The sequence below is a fragment of the Lentisalinibacter orientalis genome (assembly GCF_040706535.1).
Taxonomy (GTDB): domain Bacteria; phylum Pseudomonadota; class Gammaproteobacteria; order Steroidobacterales; family Woeseiaceae; genus Lentisalinibacter; species Lentisalinibacter orientalis.
In genome coordinates this window covers 39776-61353 of record NZ_JAPDRJ010000004.1, presented here as the reverse complement: position 1 = coordinate 61353, position 21578 = coordinate 39776, and the positions used below count along the sequence as shown (strand labels likewise).

General features: G+C 69.4%; 20 protein-coding genes. All 20 read right to left on the bottom strand.

The features are described 5' to 3' along the window. Nucleotide 1: 1 nt before the first annotated feature. Nucleotides 2–523, bottom strand: a complete 522-nt coding sequence (locus tag ACJMK0_RS14250; RefSeq protein ID WP_405239177.1) for a flagellar basal body-associated FliL family protein — start codon at nt 521–523, stop codon at nt 2–4. Nucleotides 524–680: 157 nt separating this feature from the next. Beyond that, nucleotides 681–2225 (bottom strand): flagellar hook-length control protein FliK, encoded by a 1545-nt coding sequence (locus tag ACJMK0_RS14245; protein ID WP_405239175.1) that lies wholly within the window; start codon nt 2223–2225, stop codon nt 681–683. A gap of 69 nt (nt 2226–2294) precedes the next feature. Beyond that, nucleotides 2295–2738 carry a flagellar export protein FliJ gene (fliJ, locus tag ACJMK0_RS14240; RefSeq protein ID WP_405239173.1) on the bottom strand — a complete coding sequence of 148 codons (444 nt, stop codon included), beginning with the start codon at nt 2736–2738 and terminating at the stop codon, nt 2295–2297. Between the two features lies 1 nt (nt 2739). Further along, the gene (fliI, locus tag ACJMK0_RS14235; RefSeq protein ID WP_405239171.1) at nt 2740–4200 is read right to left on the bottom strand and encodes a flagellar protein export ATPase FliI; all 1461 of its coding nucleotides are present in this window, start codon (nt 4198–4200) and stop codon (nt 2740–2742) included. After that, nucleotides 4197–4781, bottom strand: a complete 585-nt coding sequence (locus ACJMK0_RS14230; RefSeq protein ID WP_405239169.1) for a FliH/SctL family protein — start codon at nt 4779–4781, stop codon at nt 4197–4199. Before ACJMK0_RS14230 ends, fliI begins: the two co-directional genes overlap by 4 nt. After that, nucleotides 4774–5778 (bottom strand): flagellar motor switch protein FliG, encoded by a 1005-nt coding sequence (gene fliG, locus ACJMK0_RS14225; protein WP_405233754.1) that lies wholly within the window; start codon nt 5776–5778, stop codon nt 4774–4776. The genes ACJMK0_RS14230 and fliG overlap by 8 nt, the downstream gene beginning before the upstream one ends. Then, nucleotides 5771–7411 (bottom strand): flagellar basal-body MS-ring/collar protein FliF, encoded by a 1641-nt coding sequence (gene fliF, locus ACJMK0_RS14220; RefSeq protein WP_405239167.1) that lies wholly within the window; start codon nt 7409–7411, stop codon nt 5771–5773. The genes fliG and fliF overlap by 8 nt, the downstream gene beginning before the upstream one ends. 30 nt (nt 7412–7441) lie before the next feature. Next, a complete protein-coding gene (fliE, locus tag ACJMK0_RS14215) occupies nt 7442–7759 on the bottom strand; it encodes a flagellar hook-basal body complex protein FliE (protein ID WP_405239165.1) in 318 nt (105 codons plus the stop codon). Nucleotides 7760–7791: 32 nt separating this feature from the next. Next, complete coding sequence (locus ACJMK0_RS14210; RefSeq protein WP_405239163.1) at nt 7792–9159, bottom strand: sigma-54-dependent transcriptional regulator; 1368 nt, start codon at nt 9157–9159, stop codon at nt 7792–7794. Continuing rightward, complete coding sequence (locus tag ACJMK0_RS14205; RefSeq protein ID WP_405239161.1) at nt 9156–10403, bottom strand: sensor histidine kinase; 1248 nt, start codon at nt 10401–10403, stop codon at nt 9156–9158. The genes ACJMK0_RS14210 and ACJMK0_RS14205 overlap by 4 nt, the downstream gene beginning before the upstream one ends. Nucleotides 10404–10620: 217 nt before the next feature. Next, entirely contained in the window at nt 10621–11988 is a 1368-nt protein-coding gene (locus ACJMK0_RS14200; RefSeq protein ID WP_405239159.1) for a sigma-54 dependent transcriptional regulator, read from the bottom strand. A 112-nt stretch (nt 11989–12100) separates the two neighbouring features. Next, nucleotides 12101–12457: a flagellar protein FliT gene (locus ACJMK0_RS14195; RefSeq protein WP_405239157.1), complete on the bottom strand. Its 357-nt coding sequence runs from the start codon at nt 12455–12457 to the stop codon at nt 12101–12103. Next, complete coding sequence (gene fliS, locus ACJMK0_RS14190; protein ID WP_405239156.1) at nt 12454–12897, bottom strand: flagellar export chaperone FliS; 444 nt, start codon at nt 12895–12897, stop codon at nt 12454–12456. The genes ACJMK0_RS14195 and fliS overlap by 4 nt, the downstream gene beginning before the upstream one ends. A 69-nt stretch (nt 12898–12966) precedes the next feature. Then, a complete protein-coding gene (gene fliD / locus ACJMK0_RS14185) occupies nt 12967–14352 on the bottom strand; it encodes a flagellar filament capping protein FliD (protein WP_405239154.1) in 1386 nt (461 codons plus the stop codon). 115 nt (nt 14353–14467) lie between these two features. Further along, nucleotides 14468–14806, bottom strand: coding sequence for a flagellar protein FlaG (locus tag ACJMK0_RS14180; protein WP_405239152.1), 339 nt, complete (start codon nt 14804–14806; stop codon nt 14468–14470). A gap of 121 nt (nt 14807–14927) precedes the next feature. Further along, nucleotides 14928–16082 (bottom strand): flagellin, encoded by a 1155-nt coding sequence (locus tag ACJMK0_RS14175; protein WP_405239150.1) that lies wholly within the window; start codon nt 16080–16082, stop codon nt 14928–14930. A gap of 286 nt (nt 16083–16368) precedes the next feature. Further along, nucleotides 16369–17562, bottom strand: coding sequence for a flagellar hook-associated protein FlgL (flgL, locus tag ACJMK0_RS14170; protein ID WP_405239148.1), 1194 nt, complete (start codon nt 17560–17562; stop codon nt 16369–16371). Nucleotides 17563–17574: 12 nt separating this feature from the next. Next, nucleotides 17575–19464 (bottom strand): flagellar hook-associated protein FlgK, encoded by a 1890-nt coding sequence (gene flgK, locus ACJMK0_RS14165; RefSeq protein WP_405239146.1) that lies wholly within the window; start codon nt 19462–19464, stop codon nt 17575–17577. Between the two features lie 23 nt (nt 19465–19487). Then, nucleotides 19488–20429 carry a flagellar assembly peptidoglycan hydrolase FlgJ gene (flgJ, locus tag ACJMK0_RS14160; RefSeq protein ID WP_405239144.1) on the bottom strand — a complete coding sequence of 314 codons (942 nt, stop codon included), beginning with the start codon at nt 20427–20429 and terminating at the stop codon, nt 19488–19490. Nucleotides 20430–20439: 10 nt separating this feature from the next. Beyond that, nucleotides 20440–21573 (bottom strand): flagellar basal body P-ring protein FlgI, encoded by a 1134-nt coding sequence (locus ACJMK0_RS14155; RefSeq protein ID WP_405233768.1) that lies wholly within the window; start codon nt 21571–21573, stop codon nt 20440–20442. Nucleotides 21574–21578: the final 5 nt, after the last annotated feature.

The window sequence follows — 21578 nt, the reverse complement described above, 5'->3', positions numbered from 1 at the left end:
CTTACTGCACCACCAGCGTCGTGAAGTACGCTTCCCGGACGCCGGGCTCGCCGATGCGATCGCTGAGGATGCCCTGCACCTCGGCCAGAACGTCGTCCAGCATCCGCTCCTTGCCGGCCCGGGTGGTCGCCGTCTCGTAGTCGTAGCCGCCGAGCAGCAGCAGGAGGTTGTTGCGGATGACCGCATCGTGCTCCTTGAACGCATCGACGATGCGTTGCTCGCGAGCCATGAATTCCAGGCTGACCTGCATGAAATGGCGCTGGCCCACTTCGCCGCCGAAGTTGACGGTGAGCGGGGGATGCAGGCCGACGTAGAGGGCCGGGCCGTCGTCTACCGCGGCCTCGGGGGTCTCTTCACCGGCTCCGGCGGCCTCCTCCGACGAGAACATGCCGGACATGAAGCCGCCGACGGCGAGCCCCACCACCAGCAGCGCGACGGCGCCGCCGATAATCAACAGCCTGGACCCCTTGCCCTTGGGTGCGGCCTCCTCGTTGGCCGGGGTCTCGTTCTGCTCGTCTGCCATCGACCTCACTCCTGTAGAAACCACAGGAGTGGATGCAAGGGACATGCCAACCGGATCTACGCGATTAAGCCTATGTTTTTATTGTATTTAATTTCAGGCGCGTCGGATTTCCGTCGCCGGGAAATTGGCGCCGGCGTCAACGATCCAGCGTCGGCCGTCAGACATAGGTGTCGATCAGCCCCCGCGCGGCCGGACCGGAGCGCACCGGCGTCTCGGCGACCGCCTCGGCGTCCGCGGCCCCGCTCACGCCGATACCCGGCGCCGTCTCGCCGCCGGCGGCGGTCCCCGCGTCGTCACCGCCCCGGTGCGTGTCCGGGCCCTGGCCCGAGACGTCGGCGCCGGCCAGGGCCAGGCCCGAGCCGCTGAACATCTCCCGCAGCCGCGGCAGCGCCTGCTCCAGAGCCTCTCGGGTCACCGCGTGCTGGGCGGTGAATGTGATATTCGCCCCGTCCTCGCCCACGCTCACGTCGACGGAGATCGGCCCGAGATGGGCCGGGTTGAGCCTGATCTGTGCCCGATCCAGCTTCTGGCCGGCCATCCAGACCACCCGCTCGGCCACCTGGTCGGCGAATTCCGGCGTCCCCGGCGGCGACGGCAGCATGAACATCGGGCGGTCGGCCGCCGAGGCCTGGGATGCCGCCGTCAGGCCGAGGGTGGAGTGGAAGCCTGCCCCGTCGGTGCGGGTCAGGGCCTCTGGCGCCGGGCGGCCCCGGTCGGCGGAGGAGCCGCCACCGTCACGGGCAAGATCCGCCATGGCCTGACGGAGTCCGGCCATGGCCTCGATCCCCGGAGGCGCGGCCTGCAGGCCCGGCGCGGACGCCTGACCCGCCATTCCGTTCGCGCCGGACGCCGCCGGCACCACCGGCGTGCCCGGCGGCTGGCCATTCAGCGACGTCAGTCCGGCGGCGAGAGTCTCGGCGGCGGCCCGGGCATTGGCCGCGCTATTGGCCGCGCTGTCGCCCGCCATCACTGCGGCAGGCCATCCCTGCAGTCCCTGGATTCCCTGGATTACCGATAGCCCCGCGGAAACCGATCCGGCAGACCCCGCCGGCAGCGCGCCGGCCCAATCCGATCCCCGGGCACCCGGGGGCAGAGCGCTCAACGGATCGGCGAGTGCGGGATGCAAACCGCCATACGGCGCACCCGGCAAGCCCGTCCTGATCCCGTCGGCCGGCGCAGAGATCGCATCAACGGTGCCGGCAGAACCGTCCAGCGGCGGCGTTACCAGACCCAGTCCCTCGGGTCGGAGTTCCAGCGGCGCGGCCGGAAACTCCAGTTCCAGGTCGGGCAGCAGGTCTGTCGGCAGCGCCGTGCCTGCCGGTTCGATGCCTCCGGCGACAGCCGCAGCGGCCGCCTCCTCCCCGACGATCTGCGCGCCGGCAATCCGACCCCGCCCGCCCGCCTCGCCGCCGAGACGGACCGCGGCCTGCTCGAGCATCTGCCGGGTCGAGACCGCCGCCGGATCCCGGGCGTCGCCCGGGAACAGGTTCCCCAGCCTGCGCAGGCTCCCGTCCGGAGTATCACCGGGCGGCAAGGCGTTGCCGTCCGGGCGGAAGCCGTTTGCCGGCAAACCGGGAGCGCCAGGGTTGGCCAGCGCCGGGATCCGGAACGGCGTTCCGGCCGACCCATCGGCGGCCGCAGCGCGCAGTTTCACGGGGCCGGAGCCCGTCGCGAAGCCCTCACCGGGCCGCATGTTCAGCATGTTTTCGATCAAGGGACCGCTCCCGTCTTGTGTGATCCATCCGGACAGGAGCAAGAAGCGTGCCAGAGCCTAGTCTTCACCGAACACCTGGCGGGGGCGCGCCTCGGCATCCACGGCCCGCTGCTCCCGACGCTCCTCTTCGCGGAGTTCGTTGCGCCGGTAGCGGTCGATGATGCGGTCCAGCGACTCCAGCCGCTGGCGCTTCACCTGCCATTGCCGCCGCAGGGCGTCCCGCCGGCGACGCCAGTCGGCGATGATGCCCTCCTGCATGACGATCGCCTGGTTCAGCCGGTCCAGGAACAGCCGGTAGTCCCGCCACCGGCTCGAACCCACGGCTTCGCTCTCCCGGCTTTTCGCCGCGTATTCCTCGCGGTGCTTGCGCAGTTCCTGCAGCCGGCCGATCTGCTCCTGGAGCGTGCGTTCGGCCCTGCCCAGTTCGCGGGAGAGGTCCTGCTCCTCGGCACTGGCCACGTCGTGCACCGGCTGCATGCGGGTGGAGCGCTTGTTCGCCATGTCAGTTTCCTCCGCCGGCGGCGGCAGCATTGCCACCATTGCCACCATTGCCACCATTGCCACCATAGGCCGGCACCGGCTCCGTGCCGGTCGGCTCCGCCGGCAGCAGGTTGTCCAGCATCCTGAGGCTGGTCGCCATGTCCACGCGCTGCTCGAAGTCCTGGCGCAGGAACTCGATCATGGCCGGCCAGACGCCGATGGCCTCGTCCACGCGCCGGTCCGAGCCGCGCTGGTAGGCGCCCACCGCGATCAGGTCCCGGTTGTGCTGGTAGGTGGCGTAGATCTGGCGGAAACGGCTCACCTGGGCCAGCTGGTCCTTCGGCGTTATCTGGTGCATCGCCCGGCTCACCGACGCCTCGACGTCGATGGCCGGATACAGGCCGGATTCGGCCAGCTGGCGGGAAAGCACGATGTGCCCGTCCAGGATGGCCCGCGCCGCATCCGCGATGGGATCGTTATGGTCGTCCCCCTCCGTCAATACGGTGTAGAGCGCCGTAATCGAGCCGTCGCCGCTCGCGCCGTTGCCGGCCCGCTCAACGAGCTGCGGCAGCTTGGCAAAGACCGACGGCGGATAGCCCTTGGTGGCGGGCGGCTCGCCGATGGCGAGCGCGATCTCCCGCTGCGCCTGGGCGAAACGGGTCAGCGAATCCATGAGCAGCAGCACCTGCAGCCCCTGGTCGCGGAAATACTCCGCGATGGCGGTGCAGAGCCAGGCGCCGTGCAGGCGCATGAGCGGCGTGTCGTCCGCGGGCGTCGCCACCACCACCGAGCGGGCCAGGCCCTCCTCGCCCAGCGTGGAGTCCACGAATTCCTTCACCTCGCGGCCCCGCTCGCCGATCATCCCGACCACCACCACGTCGGCGTTGGTGTAGCGGGTCATCATGCCGAGCAGCATGCTCTTGCCGACGCCGCTGCCGGCGAACAGGCCCATGCGCTGACCGCGTCCCACGGTCAGCAGCGCGTTGATGGAGCGCACGCCCACGTCGAGCGGCTCCGTGATCCGGCGGCGCTCCAGCGGATTCATGCGGGTGCCCGTCAGCGGCACGCGGTCGCTCGCCCGCGGCGCCGGGAGCCCGTCCAGGGGACGGCCGCGACCGTCGAGGACCCGGCCGAGCAGCTCCGTACCCGCCGCCACCTCCCGCACGCCCGGCGAGGGGATCACCCGCGCGTCGGGGGCGATGCCGTGGATGTGGCCGGTCGGCATCAGGTAGAGACTCTCGCCCGCGAACCCCACCACCTCCGTCTCGACGGTATGGCCGCCCAGCGAGACCACGTCGCAGCGGCCGCCTACCGCGGCCTGACAGCCCTCCGCCTCCCGCGTGAGGCCCACCGTGCGCCGCAGCGTCCCCTCCACCACCATCGGCGGCGCGTTCTCGATGCGGCCCTGGTAGTGACGCAGGCGCTCGGCCCAGCGGGCGGAGCGGTTCGCGGACGGTACCGCCGTTCCGGCACCGCCGCTCATGCGCGCTCGTCCTCGATCAGGCCCGCCAGCGTGCGATTCAGACGGCTCTCCACCGTGGCGTCGATGCGGGATTTCTCGGCCTTCACCAGGCAGCCGCCGCGGGTCACGAGCGGGTCCTCGGTGAGCCGCCACGGCCGCTCTTCCTCGGCGACCGTGAGGGCCTCACGGACCAGCGCCGCGTCCTCGGGATGCAGCTGCACCTCGATGCTGCGGCTGGCCACTGGCAGCATGCGCAGCGCGTCCCGGACCACGCCGATGACGTGGCCCGGATCACTCTGCAGCTCCCGGCGCAGCAGCTGACGCACGGCCAGCGTCACCAGCCGCAGCACCTGCTGCTCCACCTCGTCGTCGAGTTCTTCGAACGGCTTGCACAGCGCGCCGAGCAGTGACTGCAGCCTGGCCGCGCGCTCGCCCACCTCGTCGGCACCGGCCTGCAGGCCTTCCTCGTAACCCTGGCGCCAGGCCTCCTCGTAGGCCTCCCGCTGCAGGGTCTCCAGCCGGCTGGCCGTGACCAGTCCCTCGTCGCCGATGTCGGGCTGCTGCCAGCGGGTGGCCGCCTTGTCCGTCGCGGGCTCAGACATACTCCTCTCCGCTGGTGCCGAGATCGAGGTCGCCGGCGTCGGCCATGCGGCGTGCCACCGTGAGGATCTCGCGCTGGGCGGTCTCGACCTCGCTCACGCGCACCGGGCCCTTGACCTCCAGGTCCTCGCGCAGGAGCTGGGCGGCGCGCTTCGACATGTTGCCGAAGATCTTGTCCTGCATGGCCTGGTCCGTGCCCTTCAGCGCCAGGACCAGCAGGTCGTTGGACACCTCCCGCAGCAGCGCCTGTATGCCCCGGTCGTCCACCGAGAGCAAGCTCTCGAACATGAACATCTTCTCCGAGATGCGCTGGCCCAGCGATTCGCTCTGTTCGTTGATATAGCCCAGGATGGAGTCGCCGTCCTGGGGCGTCAGCGCGTTCAGAATGTCGGCGGCCACCTTGTCGCCGCCGATCTTCGCCGTGGCCGTGCGCTCGCCCATGTTCGCCTTCTTCTCGATCAGCGCCTCGATCTCGGCCAGCGCGCTCTGCTGGACGTCGTCGAGCTTGGCCACCCGCATGACGACCTCGCTGCGGATCTCCTCGGGCAGCAGCTCTACCACGTGGGCGGCCTGATCCGCGTCGAGATACGCCAGCACGATGGCGATGATCTGGGGGTGCTCGTCGGAGATCATCTCGGCCACGGACTCCGAGCTCATCCACTTCAGCGCCTCGAGCCCGCTCGCGTCCTCGCCGATGAGGATGCGGTCGATGAACGCGTCGGCCTTGGACTCGCCGAAGGCATTCACAAGCACCTTGCGGATGTAGGCCTCGGTGCCGACGCCAAGCGAGGTCTCCTCCTCGACGACGGAGACGAAGTGGTTCAGCACGTTGTCGGCGGCGTCCCTGGAGACGTCCTTCATCTGTGCCATGGCCACGCCCAGACGCTGTACCTCCCGGGCGCTCATGTGCTTCAGCACCTGGGAGGCCTCGGCCTCGCCCAGGGTCATCAGCAGCACCGCGGCGCGCTCGGTGCCGGAGTAATTCGGCTGCTCAGACATCCTCTGCTACCCATTTCTTCACGACCTGGGCCACGCGGCCCGGGTCATAGGTGGTGATATTTCTCGCCGCGGCGATCTTCTGCTCGTAGCTCAGCTGCGGCTGGTGTTGGTGCGCGGGCGCGCCGAGGGCGCCCGCGCCTCCCGCCGCGGCGAGCTGGGGCGTCGACTGCTGGTGGCTCTGCACGATGCCGCGCAGCATCGGGCGCAGGACGCCGAAGCCGAGCGCCAGCACCAGCAGCGCGCCCAGCACCTGGCGGCCGATCGCGAGCACCTGGGGCTGCTGCCAGATCGGCGGGCCGTCCGGCGCCGCGACTTCGGGCGCCGGCTGGAACGGCGCGTTGATCAGCTGCACCGAGTCGCCCCGCGCCTCGTCGAAGCCGACGGCCTCCTTCACCAGGGCGGTCATGCGGGCGATGTCCTGTTCGCCGAGGCTGGCGGCGCCGGCAGCCTCGCCGTCAGCGGCATCCTCGGCGGCGGCGCCGGCCGCGGCGACGTCGTCGATCAGCACGGCGACGGACAGGCGGCGGATGGCACCCGTGGGCGCGATCACCCGGCTCACCGTCTTGTCCACCTCAAAGTTGCGCGTGGCCTCGCGCGAGGTATTCACGGCGCTGGCGGTGGCGGCCTCGCCTTCCTGGGGCGCCACGCCGCCGGCCTCGGGCGGCTGGTTGCTGAGCGCCCCCGGGATGCCCTGGGCCGCGTCGGAGCCGCCGCTGCGCTGGCGCTCGCTGACGGTCTCGCTGCGCACCACCGTGCTCTCGGGGTCGTAGTTCTCCCGGGTCTCCTCCTTCACCGTGAAGTCGATGTCGGCGACCACCTGGGCGCGGACGTTGCCCGCGCCGACCAGCGGCGTGAGGAGGTCCACGATGCGCTCCCGATAACTCTGCTCGACCGTGCGCGTGTGCTCGAACTGGGCGGCGGTCAGCGCATAGCCGTTGCGCTCGCCGTTCGAGCTCAGCATGCGCCCGTGCTGGTCGATGAGCGTGACGTCCTTCGCCATCAGGTTGGGCACGCTGGAGGCGACCAGGTGCACGATGGCATCCGCCTGCTCGGGTTCGAGCTGGCGGCCGCCGTAGAGGCTCAGCATCACCGAGGCGCTGGCGTCCTCCCGGTCACGCACGAACGCGGTCTGCTTCGGCATGGCGAGATGCACGCGGGCCTCCTGCACCGAGCGCACGTTGCGGATGGTGCGTGCCAGCTCCGTCTCCAGCGCATGCTGATAGCGCGCGTTCTCCATGAACTGGCTGACGCCGAAGCCCTGGGGCTCCTTGATCATCTCCAGGCCCATGCCGGTGCCTTCCGGCAGTCCGTTCGCCGCCAGCTCCAGGCGGGCGTCGTGCACCCGTGCGTCGGGCACCATGACCGCGCCGGTGCCCGGATCCAGCCGGAAGTCGATGCCGGCGGTGCGCAGGGCCTCGACCACCTGGCTCCTGTCCCGCTCGGCCAGGTCGCCGTACAACTGGGTGTAGGCCGGCGACTGCGACCACAGGAACAGGGCGATGCCGATGGCCACGCTGCCCGCGACGCCCACCAGCAGCAGCACCTGGCGCACGGCGGGTATGCGCATCACGGCCGCGAAGTCCAGGTGGGACGCCGCGGCGAAGCGATTCTCGATCGGAGGATTATTTTCCATAGGGCTTTACCGTCAACACCAGCGTCAACCTCACACCGGCATGTTCATGATGTCCTGGTAGGCGCTGACCAGCTTGTTGCGTACCTCGGTCACCGCCTGGAAGGCCAGCCCGGACTTCTGCCGGGCGAGCATGACGTCCACGAGGCTCGTGTTCGGATCTCCGGCCTCGAAGCGCGCGGCGAGATCGCCGGATGCCTTCTGCGCCTCGTTGACCGCCTTCAGCGTGTCCTGCAGGACGTCCCCGAACTCGGGACGACCGGTCGGCGGCGGCTGCACGGACTCGGGCTGCAGGCCCGGGCTCATCGCGCGGATCTGTTCCAGCAGTTGTTCGGGTCGGATCGTATTCATGGCTCTCTACCTGTGACTCTCGACGGCCGCGCTCAGGCGACCTCCCGATTTCCATTGCCATTGCCGTTGCCGCCGGGGACGTCGACCCCGGCCTCGCGCATCTTCGCCAGCTTGTAGCGCAGCGTCCGCGCGCTGATGCCGAGGCGCTCGGCGGCGAACTTGCGGCTGCCGTCGCCCTCGCGCAGCGCCTCCAGGATCAGCTGCTGCTCGCGCTGCCAGAGGTCGTCCTGCAGATCCCCGTCCGCGCCGCCGCCGGGCGCGGCGATGTGCCCGCCGTCCTCGAAGATCAGGTCGTCCGAGTCGATGGTGTCGGCCGCCGTCATGATCAGGGTGCGCTGCACCAGGTTCTCCAGTTCGCGCACGTTGCCGGGCCAGTGGTGGCCGGCCAGCTTCTGCTCCGCGGCGGGGGTCAGCGCGGGCACGGCGCGCATTCCGCCCGCATAGTGTTCCAGCGCATTCGCCACCAGCGGCAGGATGTCGCCCCGGCGCTCGCGCAGCGGCGGGATGTTCAGCGGGAAGACGTTCAGGCGATAGAACAGATCCTCGCGGAAGCGCCCCTCCTGCACCTGTGAGCGCAGATCCCGGTTGGTGGTGGCGAGCACCCGCACGTCCAGCGGAATGGTGCGCCGGCCGCCGATCCGCTCCACCTCGCGTTCCTGCAGCACGCGCAGGAGCTTCGCCTGCAGGCCCAGCGCCATCTCGGAGATCTCGTCCAGCAGCAGCGTGCCGCCCTGGGCCTGCTCGAACTTGCCCGGGCTCGCGCTGGTGGCGCCGGTGAAAGCCCCCTTCTCGTGGCCGAACAGGACCGCCTCCAGCATGTTCTCGGGAATGGCCGCACAGTTGATGGCCACGAAGGGCGCGTCCGCCCGGGGCGAACACCGGTGGATGTAGCGGGCGAACACTTCCTTGCCCGTGCCGCTCTCGCCGCTGATGGTCACGGTGGCCTCGCTGGCGGCGACGCGCTCGGCGACCTTCAGCAGCACGCGGGTCGTCGGGTCTCCGGCCACCGGGCCGCTGCCGCCCGGCGTCGGGCGGACGTGGCGGCCTACCGTCTCGACCAGTTCCCGCGCCTCGAAGGGCTTCACCAGGTAGTAGGCGGCGCCGAGGCGCATGGCCTCGACCGCTTTCTCGATGGTGCCGTAGGCCGTCATGAGCACCACGGGCAGACTGGCGTAGCGGCGTCGCAGCGTCTCCAGCAGCGCCACCCCGTCCATCGGTTCCATCTGGACGTCGCTGACCACCAGATCGACGGTTTCGCGTTCGAGCAGCGCGAGCGCGCTCTCGCCGCAATCGGCCGTGACCACGTCGTGATCGGCCGCTTCCAGCGTCGCCGTCAGCGCCTCGCGCAGATCGGCATCGTCCTCGACGATCATTACACGGCACGCGCGGCTCTCGCTCATGGGTTGCTCCTGAACTCTGGTTGGCGGCGGGCGCCGGCCGCGGCCGCCTCGCCGGCCCGGGCGAAGGCCGTCCGGCTCGCCAGCAGCGGCTGATCGGCCACGGCGGGCAGGCGCAGCAGGAAGGTGGCCCCGTCGCCGTGGTTCTCGACGGAAACGCTGCCGCCGTGGGCGCCCGCCACCGAACGCACCACGGCCAGCCCGAGCCCGGTGCCCTGACGGCGGGTGGTGAAGAACGGCTCGAAGATCCGATCCCGCAGGGACTCGTCGACGCCGGGCCCGTTGTCCGTCACGGTGAGCCAGATCTCGCCGGCGTCCGTACGCGCGGCGCCCAGTTCCACCCGCGCCGCATCGCCCGCCATCTGCAGGGCGTTCTGCACGAGGTTGCTAAGCGCGCCCGCCAGTGCCGGGCGATTGCCGCTCATCGTGAGGCCCGGTTCGGCCATCACCACCGTTACCACGGCTGCCTCGGCATCGCCGGGGGTGTGCGCCGCCGCGGCCTCGGCCACATCCTCCAGCAGCCCGGCCACGGGGAATCGCTCGGCCGGGCCGCGGCCGCCGCCCGCGAACACCACCATGTCGTTGATCATCTGCTCGAGCTCGCGCAGCTTGGCGATGGCACGGCCGGCGAAACGGCGCGTCAGTGCGGGCTCGGTGGCACCCTGTTCGATCTGAGAGACGTACAGCAACGCCGAGGCGAGCGGCGTGCGGATCTGGTGCGCGAGACGCGCGGTCATCTCCCCCATGCTGGAAAGCCGGCTCTGGCGTTCCGCCGTCTCCTGCAGCCGGCGGGTCTCCGTCACGTCGGTGAGCAGCAGTATCTCGCCCGTCTCCGGGGCGAGCGAGCGACGGGACAGCGCCAGCCAGCGTCCGTCGGGCAGCCTGAGCTCGCCGGCCGAATCGCGTACCGCGCCGAATTCCCGGTCGACGACCTCGGCCCAGGTCAGGCCGATCAGCGGGCGGCCCAGCAGCTCGACGGCGCGGTTGTTGCACTCGACGATGATGCCGTCGCCGTCCAGCACGATCACCGCGCCCGGCAGTGACTCGAGCAGCAGCGCCAGCCGGTTGCCGAGGCGCTCCTTCTCCAGCAGCTGCTCCACGCGCTCGGAGCGCGCCTCGGCGAGCTGCCGGTTCAGCGTCAGCACCTCGCGCTGCAGGGCAGCGTAGACCGCCTCGAGACCGGCGCGGCGCGCATCCGCGGCTGCTTCGGTCCCCGGTCCGGCACTGGCTTTGGCTTCACTCGTCAATCCGCTGCTCCGTCGCAATCGATTGTCCCGTCACGCTGTCCCGTGGAATCGCTCTCTGATCTCCGGCTGATCTCTGCCGGATCTCCGGCGGATCTCTGGCGGAGCTGTGCCTCCGCCGGTCCCGGGTCAGGGTCCGGTGTTATCCAAGCAAGTCTTATGCCAACTTGGATTGCTTGCTAAAACAGTGGGTTACGCGAACGCCGCCGGGCGGCTGGCGTCAATTTCCCGACAGGGCGTCGGTATTCAGGCCGTGCTTGCGCAGTTTCTCGACGAGCGTGGTGCGCTGCATGTTCAGCCGGCGCGCGGCTTCCGCCACGGTGCCGCCCGCCTCGCGCATGGCGCGGGTGATCAGCCGGACCTCGATGTCGGCCAGGTAGGAACGCAGGTCCAGACCGTCGCCCGCCAGATCCGGCGACGGCGGCGACGACGCTCCCGCGCCGGCTGCGGGCCTTGCCCGGCGGTACTTCTCGGGCAGATCGTCCAGGCCGATCACGCCGGAGGGATGCAGGATGGCGAGACGCTCGACCAGATTGCCCAGCTCGCGGACGTTGCCCGGCCACGGATAGACGGACAGCGCCTCCATGGCCTCCGTCGTGAGGCGAAAGCCGTCGCCGCCCTCCGGCGACCGGGCGACCATGAGTTCATCGAGCAGTGACGGCAGGTCGTCCGCCCGCTTCCTGAGCGGCGGCATTTCGATGGGGAAGACGTTAATGCGGTAATAGAGGTCCTCGCGGAACTCGCCCGCCTCGATGGCGGCGCGCAGGTCGCGGTGAGTGGCGCAGACGATCCGGCAGCGGCATTCCAGCGAGTCGGCGCCTCCCACCCGCTCGAAGCGGCGCTCCTGCAGCACGCGCAGGAGTTTCACCTGCATGGCCAGGCTCATATCGCCGATCTCGTCCAGAAACAGAGTGCCCGCGCCGGCGAGCTCGAAGCGGCCGGGGCGGGACTTCACCGCGCCGGTGAACGCGCCCTTTTCGTGGCCGAAGAGCTCGCTCTCCAGCAGCTCCGGCGGGATCGCCCCGCAATTGACCGGGACGAAGGGCTGGTCCCGCCGCGGCGACAGGTCGTGGATGGTGCGCGCCACCAGCTCCTTGCCCGTGCCGGACTCGCCGGTTACCAGCACGCTGGTGTCGAAGTCCGCCACCTGTTCGATCGCGTGGCGGACGGCCTGGATGTCGGCGGAACTGCCCGTCAGGCGCTGGCGCCGGTCGCCGTCGCCATAGCGCCGCGCCCGCTGCAGCAGGCGATTGAGCTCGGAGCGGCGCATGCTCGCCGCCAGCGGCCAGACCGGATGGCCGGTGAGCTCGCCGGGCGGCTCGCCCTGCGCGCCGTCGTTCAGCACGAGGAAAGGGATCTTGCGCCGGGCCGAGAGGAGCGAGCGGATCAGGCTCTGCAGAGCGTCATCGTCACCGGCGTCGCCCAGCAGCACCGCCGTCCATCCGTCACCCGATGCGGTGTTCCGGTCGGCTGCCACCGCATCGCAGCCCAGGTATTCGAGCCGATTCAGCAGGGACTCGCGGCGCTCCGCGTCCTGCTCGACCACCAGTATGCGACTGACCGTATTCTCGCTCTTGTTGTCGCTCACGCCCTGTATGGCTCCTCGGTTCCGCACGCGGGATGATACAGGGTCGACAGCGTAATGGGGCCGCCGCTGCCGACGTCGTGACGCCGGTCACAATTCGGCAGCTTATGTGAAATCAGGCCTCGGTGGGGCCGAGCGAGTTGGCCGAGCCGGCAATGGTGCGGCGGCTCTGGCGGTTGTGGCCATTCTGGCCGCCATAGGCCTGCACCGCCTTGCGGCCGTTGTCGAGCTGACGCAGCTCGGCCGCCACGGCGTCGCGTGCCTTCCGGGCAAGCGCCAGTATTTCGGCGTCCCGTTCCAGCAGCCGCCGCAGGTCGTCCGCATGATCCGCCGCACTGGTGCCGGCGAGGAGTTCGCGCACCAGGCCGTCACGCGCGGTCAATGCCGCTTCCACGGCCTCCCAGTCGCCCTGCTCCGCGCAGCGGCGCATCTCGTCGGAGAGTGATTCAATCCCGGCTAGCGCTCGCGTCACGCAGCACTCCCGGCGGTGGCGCCGTCCTGCTTTGCGACCTGGTCGGCCACCTGGTCGGCAATGGCTTCCCAGGCGCTCTTGATCTCGCGCACCAGCGAGGCCACCTCGTTCAGCGCGGAGGGATCGTCGTGCAGCTGCGCGTGCAGCAGCCGACGGGACATGTAATCGTAGAGCGCCGCGAGGTTGGAAGCGATCTCGCCGCCCCTGTCGGCGTCGAGGCTGACCCGCAGCCCGTCGACGATGGAGATGGCCTTGCCGATGTGCTGCCCCTTGCCCGCGGCATCGCCGCGCTCGACGTGGCCCCGGGCGATGGCGATCCTCGCCAGCAGGCGGTCCAGCATCAGCTGGATCAGCTGGTAGGGGTTCGCGTCCGCCACTTCCTGCTCGACGTGCATCTTCTGGTAATCACGGAGTGCGTTGGGACCGGCTGCGTAAGTCATCTGCTGTATGTCCTCTGGTTCTCTGGTCGGCTCCGCATGGGGAGCTCATGTCTGGAATCCGCGGGTGCCCTAGGAGTCCTTGCCCGGCGTGGGCAGGTTGGCGAGCTGCTGTGCGAGGAAGCTGCTGGTGTTGTTGAGCTGGCTCACGAGCGAGTCGAGCGCGTTGAACTGGCGCAGCAGCCGCGTCTCCAGCGCCTCCAGGCGCCGGTTCAGGGATTCACGCTGCTCCTCGATGCGCTCGATGCGGTTGTTCAGGCCCTCCGTGCGCGTCTCGATGGCGCCCTCGTCGGACAGCGCCCGGTCGACCCGGTCGAACAGCCGTACCGCGAATCCGTCCTCGGCCGCGAACAGCCGGCCGACGTCCTGGAAGTTGGCGCCCAGCACCTCGTCCAGCCGGGTGTCGTCGACGGCGAGCTTGCCGTCGATCTGCAGGCTCACGCCAATCTCCGCCAGCGTGCCGAACGGGCTCTGGCTGTTGCCGGCGGGCGTGGAGAACTCGCGGCGCAGCTGTGCCTCGAGCCCGCGCAGCGTGGCGTCGCCGAGCAGCGGGCCGCCCTGCTGCGTCTCCTGGTTGTAGTTCGTCAGCGACCCGACCGTGTCGACGAGCTCGTTGTAGCTTTCCACGAAGTCCGTGATCGTGGAGCGGACCGCGGCCACGTCGTATTCGATGACCGCGTCGTTCGTCTCGCCCGGCGCGGCACCGAGCAGGTCGATGGAGACACCGTCGATGGCGCCGGTGACCGTATTGGTCTCGCTGTAGACGTCGAAGCCGTCGATGCGCACCTGCGCGTCCTGGGCTGCCTGGGACTGGGTCAGCGAGCCCGTGCCGGTGGCAGCGTCGTAGGTGAGTGCCGCGAGACCGCCGTCGCCGCCCGTCTGGCTCAGCGAGACCTCGCGGGACGCGCCCGTCCTGGTGCCCGAGAGGATCAGGTAGCTGCCTGCCTCGGCGTTGACTATGGTCGCGCTGACGCCGGCGTTGTCCACGGCGGCGTTGATGGCATCGCGGATGCCGGCCAGCGTGTTGTTCTCTTCGGTGATCTCGACGTCGAAGCTCAGTGCGCCCACGTCGATCGTGAGTGTGCCGGTGCCCACCACGGCATCGGAGTCGGCGAAGGCCCCGGAGGTCAGTTTCGCCGCCTGGGCCAGCTGCACCACCTCGACGGAGTAGCTCGCGGGTATCGCGGTCTCGTCCGGGACCACCGCGAACAGCTCCTCGTTGCCGGAGCTCGCCTTCCGGGTCAGCAGCGAGTTCAGCGACTTCATGCCGTCGAGCTGGTCGCGGAAATCGGACAGGGCGGATTTGAGCGTGCCGTACGCGGACAGCTCGGACTGCGCCCGCGCCTCCTGCCGCGCGAAGCGCTGCCGGGCCGGCTGGCCCTCGGCCGCGACCAGCTGCTCGACGATGCCGCCGACGTCCAGTCCCGACCCGATGCCCGTGGAGGTGATGCTCGCCATGTCGGTCGCTACCCTTTCCTGCTGTTTCGTTCGTGTCTGGCGGCCGGCTTGCTCCGGCCCCTTTTCAACTCAGCTACTTTCAACTCAGCCATTGCAATCCAAGAAGCGTGCCAGTTCAGTCCAGGCTGCCGCCCGACGAGCGGTCCAGCTCCGGCAACAGCTCCCCCCAGGGGATGGAGCGGACCAGATCGCCGGTTTTCGAATCCGTAACCCGCACGGTTGCGGGATTTTCGCTGTAGTCGACGGCGAAGCGCAGAAACATTCCGGAGCGGATGCTGCCGCTGTTCAGCTGATGTACGGCCAGCTCCAGCTGGCGCCGCACGTCGCGGGGCGCGGAAAACGGCAAGGTCGTGCCAACCGCCGGCGTCTCGTTGCCGCCGCGAAGATCCGCCTCGCCGGTCGCTGCCGGCCGGATGACGGGATGAGTCTGGTAGCCGGCGTCGTGCGTTCTCATGCTTGCCCCATTCGTTCGTGAAGTCGCCGTCCGGGAGGAGAGGAAGGGGCGGCACGCGGCCGCCCCTCCCCCATGCTCCGATTGCCAGTGCGATGGCTGGTGCTATCGCTCCGGCTCTCGCTTACTGCAGGAGGCTCAGCGCCAGCTGGGGCTGGGCGTTCGCCTGTGCGAGCACGGCCACACCGGCCTGCTGCAGGACCTGCGCCTTGGTCAGGTTGGCGGTCTCGGCAGCGAAGTCGGCGTCCAGAATCCGGCCGCGGGAAGCAGCCAGGTTCTCGCTCACCGTCTGCAGGTTGGTGATGGTGGACTCGAAGCGGTTCTGGATGGCACCCAGATTCGCCCGGAGGCCGTTCACGTCCGTCAGAGCGGAGTCGACACGGGCGATGGCGAAGTTGGCGCCAGCCACCGTGCTGATGTCAGCTGCGGCGATGGAGGTCGTGGCAGATGCCGCCTCAGTGGCGGTCGCTGCCGTATCGAGACCCGTAGCGTTACCACCGCCACCCGTGTCAGTCTCGGCGACAGTGACGCCGGCTTCTGTCGTCAGCAACTGGAGGTTGCCGCTATCGTTCACGAAAGCCGTTACGCCATCGATGTTCTCATTGTTGATCGCATCCGCGGCTTCCTGAGCAGAAGAACCACCCGCAATCAGGACCGAGCCCATGGCATTGCTGTCAGCGTCCGTGAAATCCAGCGTAACCGCACCGGTCGTAGGATCGGTGTCGGTATCCATCGCGAACGCACCACCAGCGGCAGTATTGACCGTACCGATCGCCTCGGCGGTAACGTCCGTGCTCAGGCTCACGCTGATCGTCTCACCGACGTTGGCGCCCACCTGGAACGTGGCCGAACCGAAGGAACCGTCCAGCACCTTCAGACCGTTGAAGTTGGTCTGCTTGGCGATGCGGTCGACCTCGGCGATGCGCTCCTGCACCTCGGCGTTCAGCGCCGCACGGTCGGAGGCGGAGTTGCTGGCGTTGGCCGACTGGACGGCCAGCTCGCGGATGCGCTGCAGGTTGTTGGTGAGCTCACCCAGTGCGCTCTCCGTGGTCTGGGCCAGGGAGATGCCGTCACTCGCGTTACGCACGGCCTGGTTCAGGCCGCGGATCTGCGTGGTGAAACGCTCGGAAATCGCAAGACCGGCAGCGTCGTCCTTCGCGCTGTTGATCCGGAGGCCCGTGGACAGCCGCTCCAGCGACGTGTTCAGCAGACCCTGCGACTGGCTGAGGTTGCGCTGCGCATTGAGCGAGGCAACGTTAGTGTTAATCGACTGTGCCATTACATACACTCCTTCCGATATTTGCTGGTCTGCCGCTCAGCTCCCCGCACACCATGTCCGGGCTCTGCCTCACCGCAGTACAGTTTCTTTATCGGTCGGAGCGGGCCTTACTTGAGCCCTGGACGCCATTTGCGGGCATAAATTCCCGCAGACGTGAAGCAGTCCACACTTTTGCCCCGCCGGGCCGTCGCGAACCATTGGAAACGACTTATACGGATCGCGACACGCCAACGAAAAAGCCCCGTTCCGGCGTCCCGGAACGGGGCTTCGAGGATTCGTTCAGCGCTTACAGGACGCTGAAAAGCGACAGCGACTGGATGCGCACGAAGGACTTCTGCGCCGCCTCCAGGCTGTTGATCTGTTCGGCCAGGCGGGTCAGCGCCTCGGTGTAGTCGAGGTCCTCGATCTCGGAGATGGTCTGCTCCACGGTGATGGCGAAGCCCTCGTTCGCGTCGCGCTGGTCCTCGATCGCCGCCAGGCGGGAGCCCACGGTGGCGCGCACGTCGAGCAGGTTGCCGATGGCACGGTCGAGATCGCTCATGCTCGAGTTGAGATCGTTGGTCAGGGCCGCCCGGCTGGTGTCGTTGTTGGTCGGGCGCTCCAGCGCGTCGGCGAGCCGATCCAGCGTCGCGAATACGCTCTGGTCGCGGCTGGGCTCGACGGTGAACTCGTCGCCTGCCGCCGGGGAGCCGCTGATGCTGACCACCACGCCGCCGAACTCGATGGCGGAACCCGGCTCGAAGCCGCCGCTCGCCACCACGGTGCCGGAGCCATCGGTCACTTCCCAGGCGTCGTCGGCGACGAAGCTGACGGTATAGGTATCCCGGCTCCAGGCGGCCGGATCGGTCACCGCCCCGGAGTCGATGATGCCGGAGCCGCTGTTGCCGGCGGCTGCCGCCGTCGTGAACGTGCCGTTGCCACGCGGGATGCGCTCGAACACCCGCGCGCCCGAGTCGCCGTCCGCGATGCGCCGACCCTCGGCGATCTCGACGAAGCGCTGGCCTTCGTCGCCGTTGTAGACGGCGCCGTCGGCGGTGGCGCTGAACGGCTGCACCTTGTCGCTGTAGCCGGAGAACAGATAACGCCCGGTGGTGTCCTGGGTGTTGGCGATCTGGATCATCTGATCCTTGAGCTGGCGGATCTCGGTGGCGATGAACGCGCGGGTCTCGTTGCTCTGGGTGCCGTTGCTCGCCTGCACGGCCAACTCGCGGGCGCGCTGCAGCAAATCGCCGGCGCTCGCCAGCGCCTGCTCCTCCACCGACAGGCGGCTCTGCGCCAGGTTGCCGTTGCGGTCGAACTGCTCGATGCGCGAGGACAGCTCACGCAGCTCGATGCTGCGCGCCGCGCCGATCGCATCGTCCGACGGCGCGAGCAGCCGCTTGCCACTGGCGATCTGCTCCTGGGTGCGGGCGAGCGCCGACTGCAGCTCCTGCATCTGGCCGAGACTCGCCCGGAACATCCCTGCGGTGGATATGCGCATCAGTGTCGCCTCCTAGCGGCGGAACGCCCCGATCAGGGTCTCGAACAGGGTATTGGTCACGCCGATGAGCTGAGCGGCCGCCTGATAGGCCTGCTGATAGCGCATCAGGTTGGCGGCCTCCTCGTCCAGGTTCACGCCGGACTTGTTGCTGAGCGCCTGCTCGGCGTCCTCGCGCACGACGGTCTGGGCGTCGAGGCCGATCTGCGCCTGGCGGCTGACGGTGCCCACCTCGGCGACCAGACGGCCGTAGCTCTCGGAGACGGCGACGGTGCCGCCCGCGAGCAGACCCCGGGTCTGCACCTCGGCCAGGCCGAGCGCGTTGCGGTTGTCACCCGTGCCGCCGGCATTGGCCTCGATGCGGAAGACGTCCCCGGCCGCAGGCGTACCGGTGATGACGACGCGGGCGCCGTTGAGGTCGATGGCGTCGCCGCTCGCATAGGCGAAGGAGCCGGCGCCGTCTATCGTGTAGGTATCCGGTGCCGTGAATTCGATGACGGCGCCGGCGAGCAGATCCGGATCGGCCGGATCGATCACCTCGCCGGCCGATATCTGCGCATCGCCAACGTTGTCCGTGCCGGTGGCCGTGCGCACGGGCGCCGCCAGCGCCACTGACTGGGCGTCGGCGACAGTGCGGGTGAGCGTGCCCGCCGCGCCCTTCGCAGGCTGGATCAGGTAGCGGTCGCCGGCGGCCGCGCCCGGACCCGTCGTGATCTCGAGTCCGCCGGCCAGGAACGGATCGCCCGCCGTGCCGCTGCCGCTCATCGGGATGGCCTGGCCGTTGTCGGCCCGGGTCAGCGACCAGGCGCTGCCGTCGTAGCTCATCACGTAGTCGGTGCTCTGCAGGCCCGCCACGTCGGCGACCACCGCGTCCACGCCGGCCGTGCCGGTGTTGCGCGACGAGACCAGCACCGCCGGATCGCCGATGCCGAAGAATTCGCCGCCGAGGCGGCCGTTCAGGTCCATGCCCGCCGCATGCTGTTCGTTGAAGGCCGTGGCCAGCGCCACCGCGGTCTCGCCGATGGCCGTGCGGGTGGGGTCGAGCACCAGGCGACGGAAGTCCATCATGCCGCCGATGGCGCCGCCGGAGAGATCGCCTCCCAGGGCACCGGTGCCCGCATCGCCCTCGTACACCACCTCCAGGCGGCGCGGATCGAATTCGCTCGGCTGCGTGGCGAGCTGCCGGGCCTGGCTGCCGGTCACCAGCGTCTGGCCGTTGCCGATGAACACATTGAGGGCGCCGTCGCCCTGGGGCACGGTGGTCACCGCCACCTGCTCGGAGAGCCTGCGGATCAGGAGATCGCGCTGGTCCAGCAGGTCGTTCGGCTGGCCGGAGACGCCTGCCTCGGCGCTGGCGATCCGGCGGTTCAGCTCTGCGATCGCCGTCGCCAGCTCGTTGACGTCCGTCACCGACTGGCGCAGGCGCCCGTTGATGTCCTTCTCCAGCGACTGCAGGCGGCCGTCGAGGAAGTCGAAGCTGGAGGCCAGCGTATCCGCCTGGCTGACCAGGGCCTGGCGCGCCGGCACGGACGCCGGGTCGCCGGCGGCATCCTGCACGGCGTTGAAGAAGTTCTGGATGGCGGGCGCGAGGCCCACGCTGGGATCGGAGAGCAGGTTGTCCACCTGGCCCGAGAGACCCGCCAGCGTATCCAGCCGTGCCTGGGAAGTGGTCGCGGCCGACAGCTCGTTGCCGAGGAACTCGTCGTAGATCCGGCGCACGTTCGCGACGTTGACGCCGGAACCGATGTACTGGTTGCCGATCACGCCGGGCTGACGCGTCTCCAGGTCGACCCGCTGGCGGCTGTAGCCCGGCGTGCTCGCATTGGCGATATTGTGGCCGGTGGTCTCTATGCCGCGCTGAAACGACAGCAGGGCGGAGACGCTTGTGGAGAGGATATTCGACATGGTCCCTCGTCAGCACGCTCCCGTCAGAAGGAGAAGCGTTCCCTGTCTATCGGCATCAATCCGCCGAACTTGAGTGATTCCAGCGCCCGGCCCATGGTCTCGGAGCCGAGCAGCGACTTGATCTTGTCGGCATAGGCGGGATCGGTGGCGTAGCCGGAGGCCTGCAGCGCCTCGGCATAGCCCGCCACGTCCTCGCCCCGGTTCAGCACGCTCTCGTAGCGCGGATTCGAGCCGAGCAGTTGGGCGTAATCGTCGAATCCGGCCGCCAGCGAGGGATAAGCCCGGAAGCTCGCCACCTCCGGACGGGCCGCCCCGCCCCGGTACTCGATGGTGCGCACGCTGACCGCATCGCCCTGCCAGCCGCCGCTGGCCTTGATGCCGAAGAGGTTCAGCGAGCTGCGGCCGTTCTCATCGGCGATCACATGTTTGCCCCAGCCCGTCTCCAGCGCCGCCTGGGCGATCAGGGCCCGGGGATCGACGTTCAGTCTGTCCGCCGCCCGGCTGGCATAGGGCCAGAGCTTGCGCACGAACTCCGCCGGGCTCTGCCACAGCGGCCGCTCGGTGGTGCCCTCCACCGGCACCCGACGGCCGATGGCCGGCGCCTCGTACATGGCCGTGCCCAGCCCCTTGCCCAGGTCCTTGTTTATCGCCAGACCGCTCTGGTCGCCGCCCGCACGGTGGCTGCCGCCGAGCTGGCGCACCAGCAGATCGGCGAAGCCCAGGCCCGGTCCGCCGGAGATCTCCATGGCCATCTGCTTGTCGAACAGGTCCTGATAGGTCTCCGACGCATTGCTGTCGCCGAAGATCGGGTCGCCCATGCTGGCATCGCGCATGGACTTCAGCATGGTCTGCAGGAAGATCGCCTCGAACTGGTTGGCGGCCTCGCGCAGCGCGGCATCCCCGCCGCCGCGCGCCTCGGTGCGCAGCGCCGTGAATTGCTGGAAGTCGGTGACGACGGGCTTCACGGGTCCGCCCTCAGATCACCAGCAGCTCGGCGCGCAGCGCGCCCGCCTGCTTCAGGGCCTCGAGGATCGCCACCAGGTCGCCCGGCGCCGCGCCCACCCGGTTCACCGCCTGCACGATCTCGTTCAGGCTGGTGCCGGGCTGGAACAGGAACATGCGGTTCGCCTCCTGGGTGATCTCCACCTCGGAGTCCGGCAGCACCACCGTCTCGCCGTCGCTGAAAGGCTGCGGCTGGCTGGCGAAGGGCTGTTCGCTGATGGTGACCACCAGCGAGCCGTGGGAGACGGCCGCCGGGCGCACCCGCACGTGAGAGCCGATCACCACTGTGCCGGTGCGCGAGTTGATAATCACCCGCGCCGGCGCCTGCCCCGGCTCCACCTCGAAGTTCTCGAGCACCGAGACGAAGGAGGTGCGCTGGGACGCATCCTGCGGCGCGCGTACGCGCACCGAGACCGCGTCGATGGCCCGCGCCATGTCGGCGCCGAGCCGCTCGTTGATGCCGTCGGCCAGCCGGTGGGCGGTGGTGAAGTCCGGCGAATGCAGGTTCAGCATAATGGCATCGCCCTGGTCGAAGGCGGTGGCCACCTCGCGCTCGACGGTGGCGCCGTTCGGGATGCGGCCCGCGCTCGGCACGTTCACCGTCACGCTGGAGCCGTCGCGACCCGACGCGCCGAAGCCGCCCACCACCAGGTTGCCCTGGGCGACGGCGTAGACCTGGCCGTCGGCGCCGCGCAGCGGCGTCATCAACAGGCTGCCGCCGCGCAGGCTCTTGGCGTTGCCGATGGAGGAGACGGTCACGTCGATGGTCTGGCCCGGCTTCACGAAGGGGGGCAGGTCGGCATGCACCGACACGGCCGCCACGTTCTTCAGCTGCGGGTTTACGTTCGGCGGTACGGTAATGCCGAACTGGGTGAGCATATTCTTCAGGCTCTGCACGGTGAACGGCGTCTGGCTGGTCTGGTCGCCGCTACCGTCGAGGCCCACCACCAGGCCGTAGCCGACGATCTGGTTGTTGCGCACGCCGGCGACGGAGGCGAGGTCCTTGACCCGCTCGGCCTGGGCGGCACCGGCCGCCAGCACGAGGACGCAGGCTGCCGCCGCGGCCGCTGCCTGGCGGATAGTCGGAAACCGGTTGCGGTTATTCATGGCGC

Excerpts from the sequence above, each read along its gene's own strand:
- ACJMK0_RS14250 (WP_405239177.1), bottom strand. The coding sequence starts at position 523 with ATGGCAGACGAGCAGAACGAGACCCCGGCCAACGAGGAGGCCGCACCC.
- ACJMK0_RS14245 (WP_405239175.1), bottom strand. The coding sequence starts at position 2,225 with ATGCTGAACATGCGGCCCGGTGAGGGCTTCGCGACGGGCTCCGGCCCC.
- fliJ (WP_405239173.1), bottom strand. The coding sequence starts at position 2,738 with ATGGCGAACAAGCGCTCCACCCGCATGCAGCCGGTGCACGACGTGGCC.
- fliI (WP_405239171.1), bottom strand. The coding sequence starts at position 4,200 with ATGAGCGGCGGTGCCGGAACGGCGGTACCGTCCGCGAACCGCTCCGCC.
- ACJMK0_RS14230 (WP_405239169.1), bottom strand. The coding sequence starts at position 4,781 with ATGTCTGAGCCCGCGACGGACAAGGCGGCCACCCGCTGGCAGCAGCCC.
- fliG (WP_405233754.1), bottom strand. The coding sequence starts at position 5,778 with ATGTCTGAGCAGCCGAATTACTCCGGCACCGAGCGCGCCGCGGTGCTG.
- fliF (WP_405239167.1), bottom strand. The coding sequence starts at position 7,411 with ATGGAAAATAATCCTCCGATCGAGAATCGCTTCGCCGCGGCGTCCCAC.
- fliE (WP_405239165.1), bottom strand. The coding sequence starts at position 7,759 with ATGAATACGATCCGACCCGAACAACTGCTGGAACAGATCCGCGCGATG.
- ACJMK0_RS14210 (WP_405239163.1), bottom strand. The coding sequence starts at position 9,159 with ATGAGCGAGAGCCGCGCGTGCCGTGTAATGATCGTCGAGGACGATGCC.
- fliS (WP_405239156.1), bottom strand. The coding sequence starts at position 12,897 with ATGACTTACGCAGCCGGTCCCAACGCACTCCGTGATTACCAGAAGATG.
- fliD (WP_405239154.1), bottom strand. The coding sequence starts at position 14,352 with ATGGCGAGCATCACCTCCACGGGCATCGGGTCGGGACTGGACGTCGGC.
- ACJMK0_RS14180 (WP_405239152.1), bottom strand. The coding sequence starts at position 14,806 with ATGAGAACGCACGACGCCGGCTACCAGACTCATCCCGTCATCCGGCCG.
- ACJMK0_RS14175 (WP_405239150.1), bottom strand. The coding sequence starts at position 16,082 with ATGGCACAGTCGATTAACACTAACGTTGCCTCGCTCAATGCGCAGCGC.
- flgL (WP_405239148.1), bottom strand. The coding sequence starts at position 17,562 with ATGCGCATATCCACCGCAGGGATGTTCCGGGCGAGTCTCGGCCAGATG.
- flgK (WP_405239146.1), bottom strand. The coding sequence starts at position 19,464 with ATGTCGAATATCCTCTCCACAAGCGTCTCCGCCCTGCTGTCGTTTCAG.
- ACJMK0_RS14155 (WP_405233768.1), bottom strand. The coding sequence starts at position 21,573 with ATGAATAACCGCAACCGGTTTCCGACTATCCGCCAGGCAGCGGCCGCG.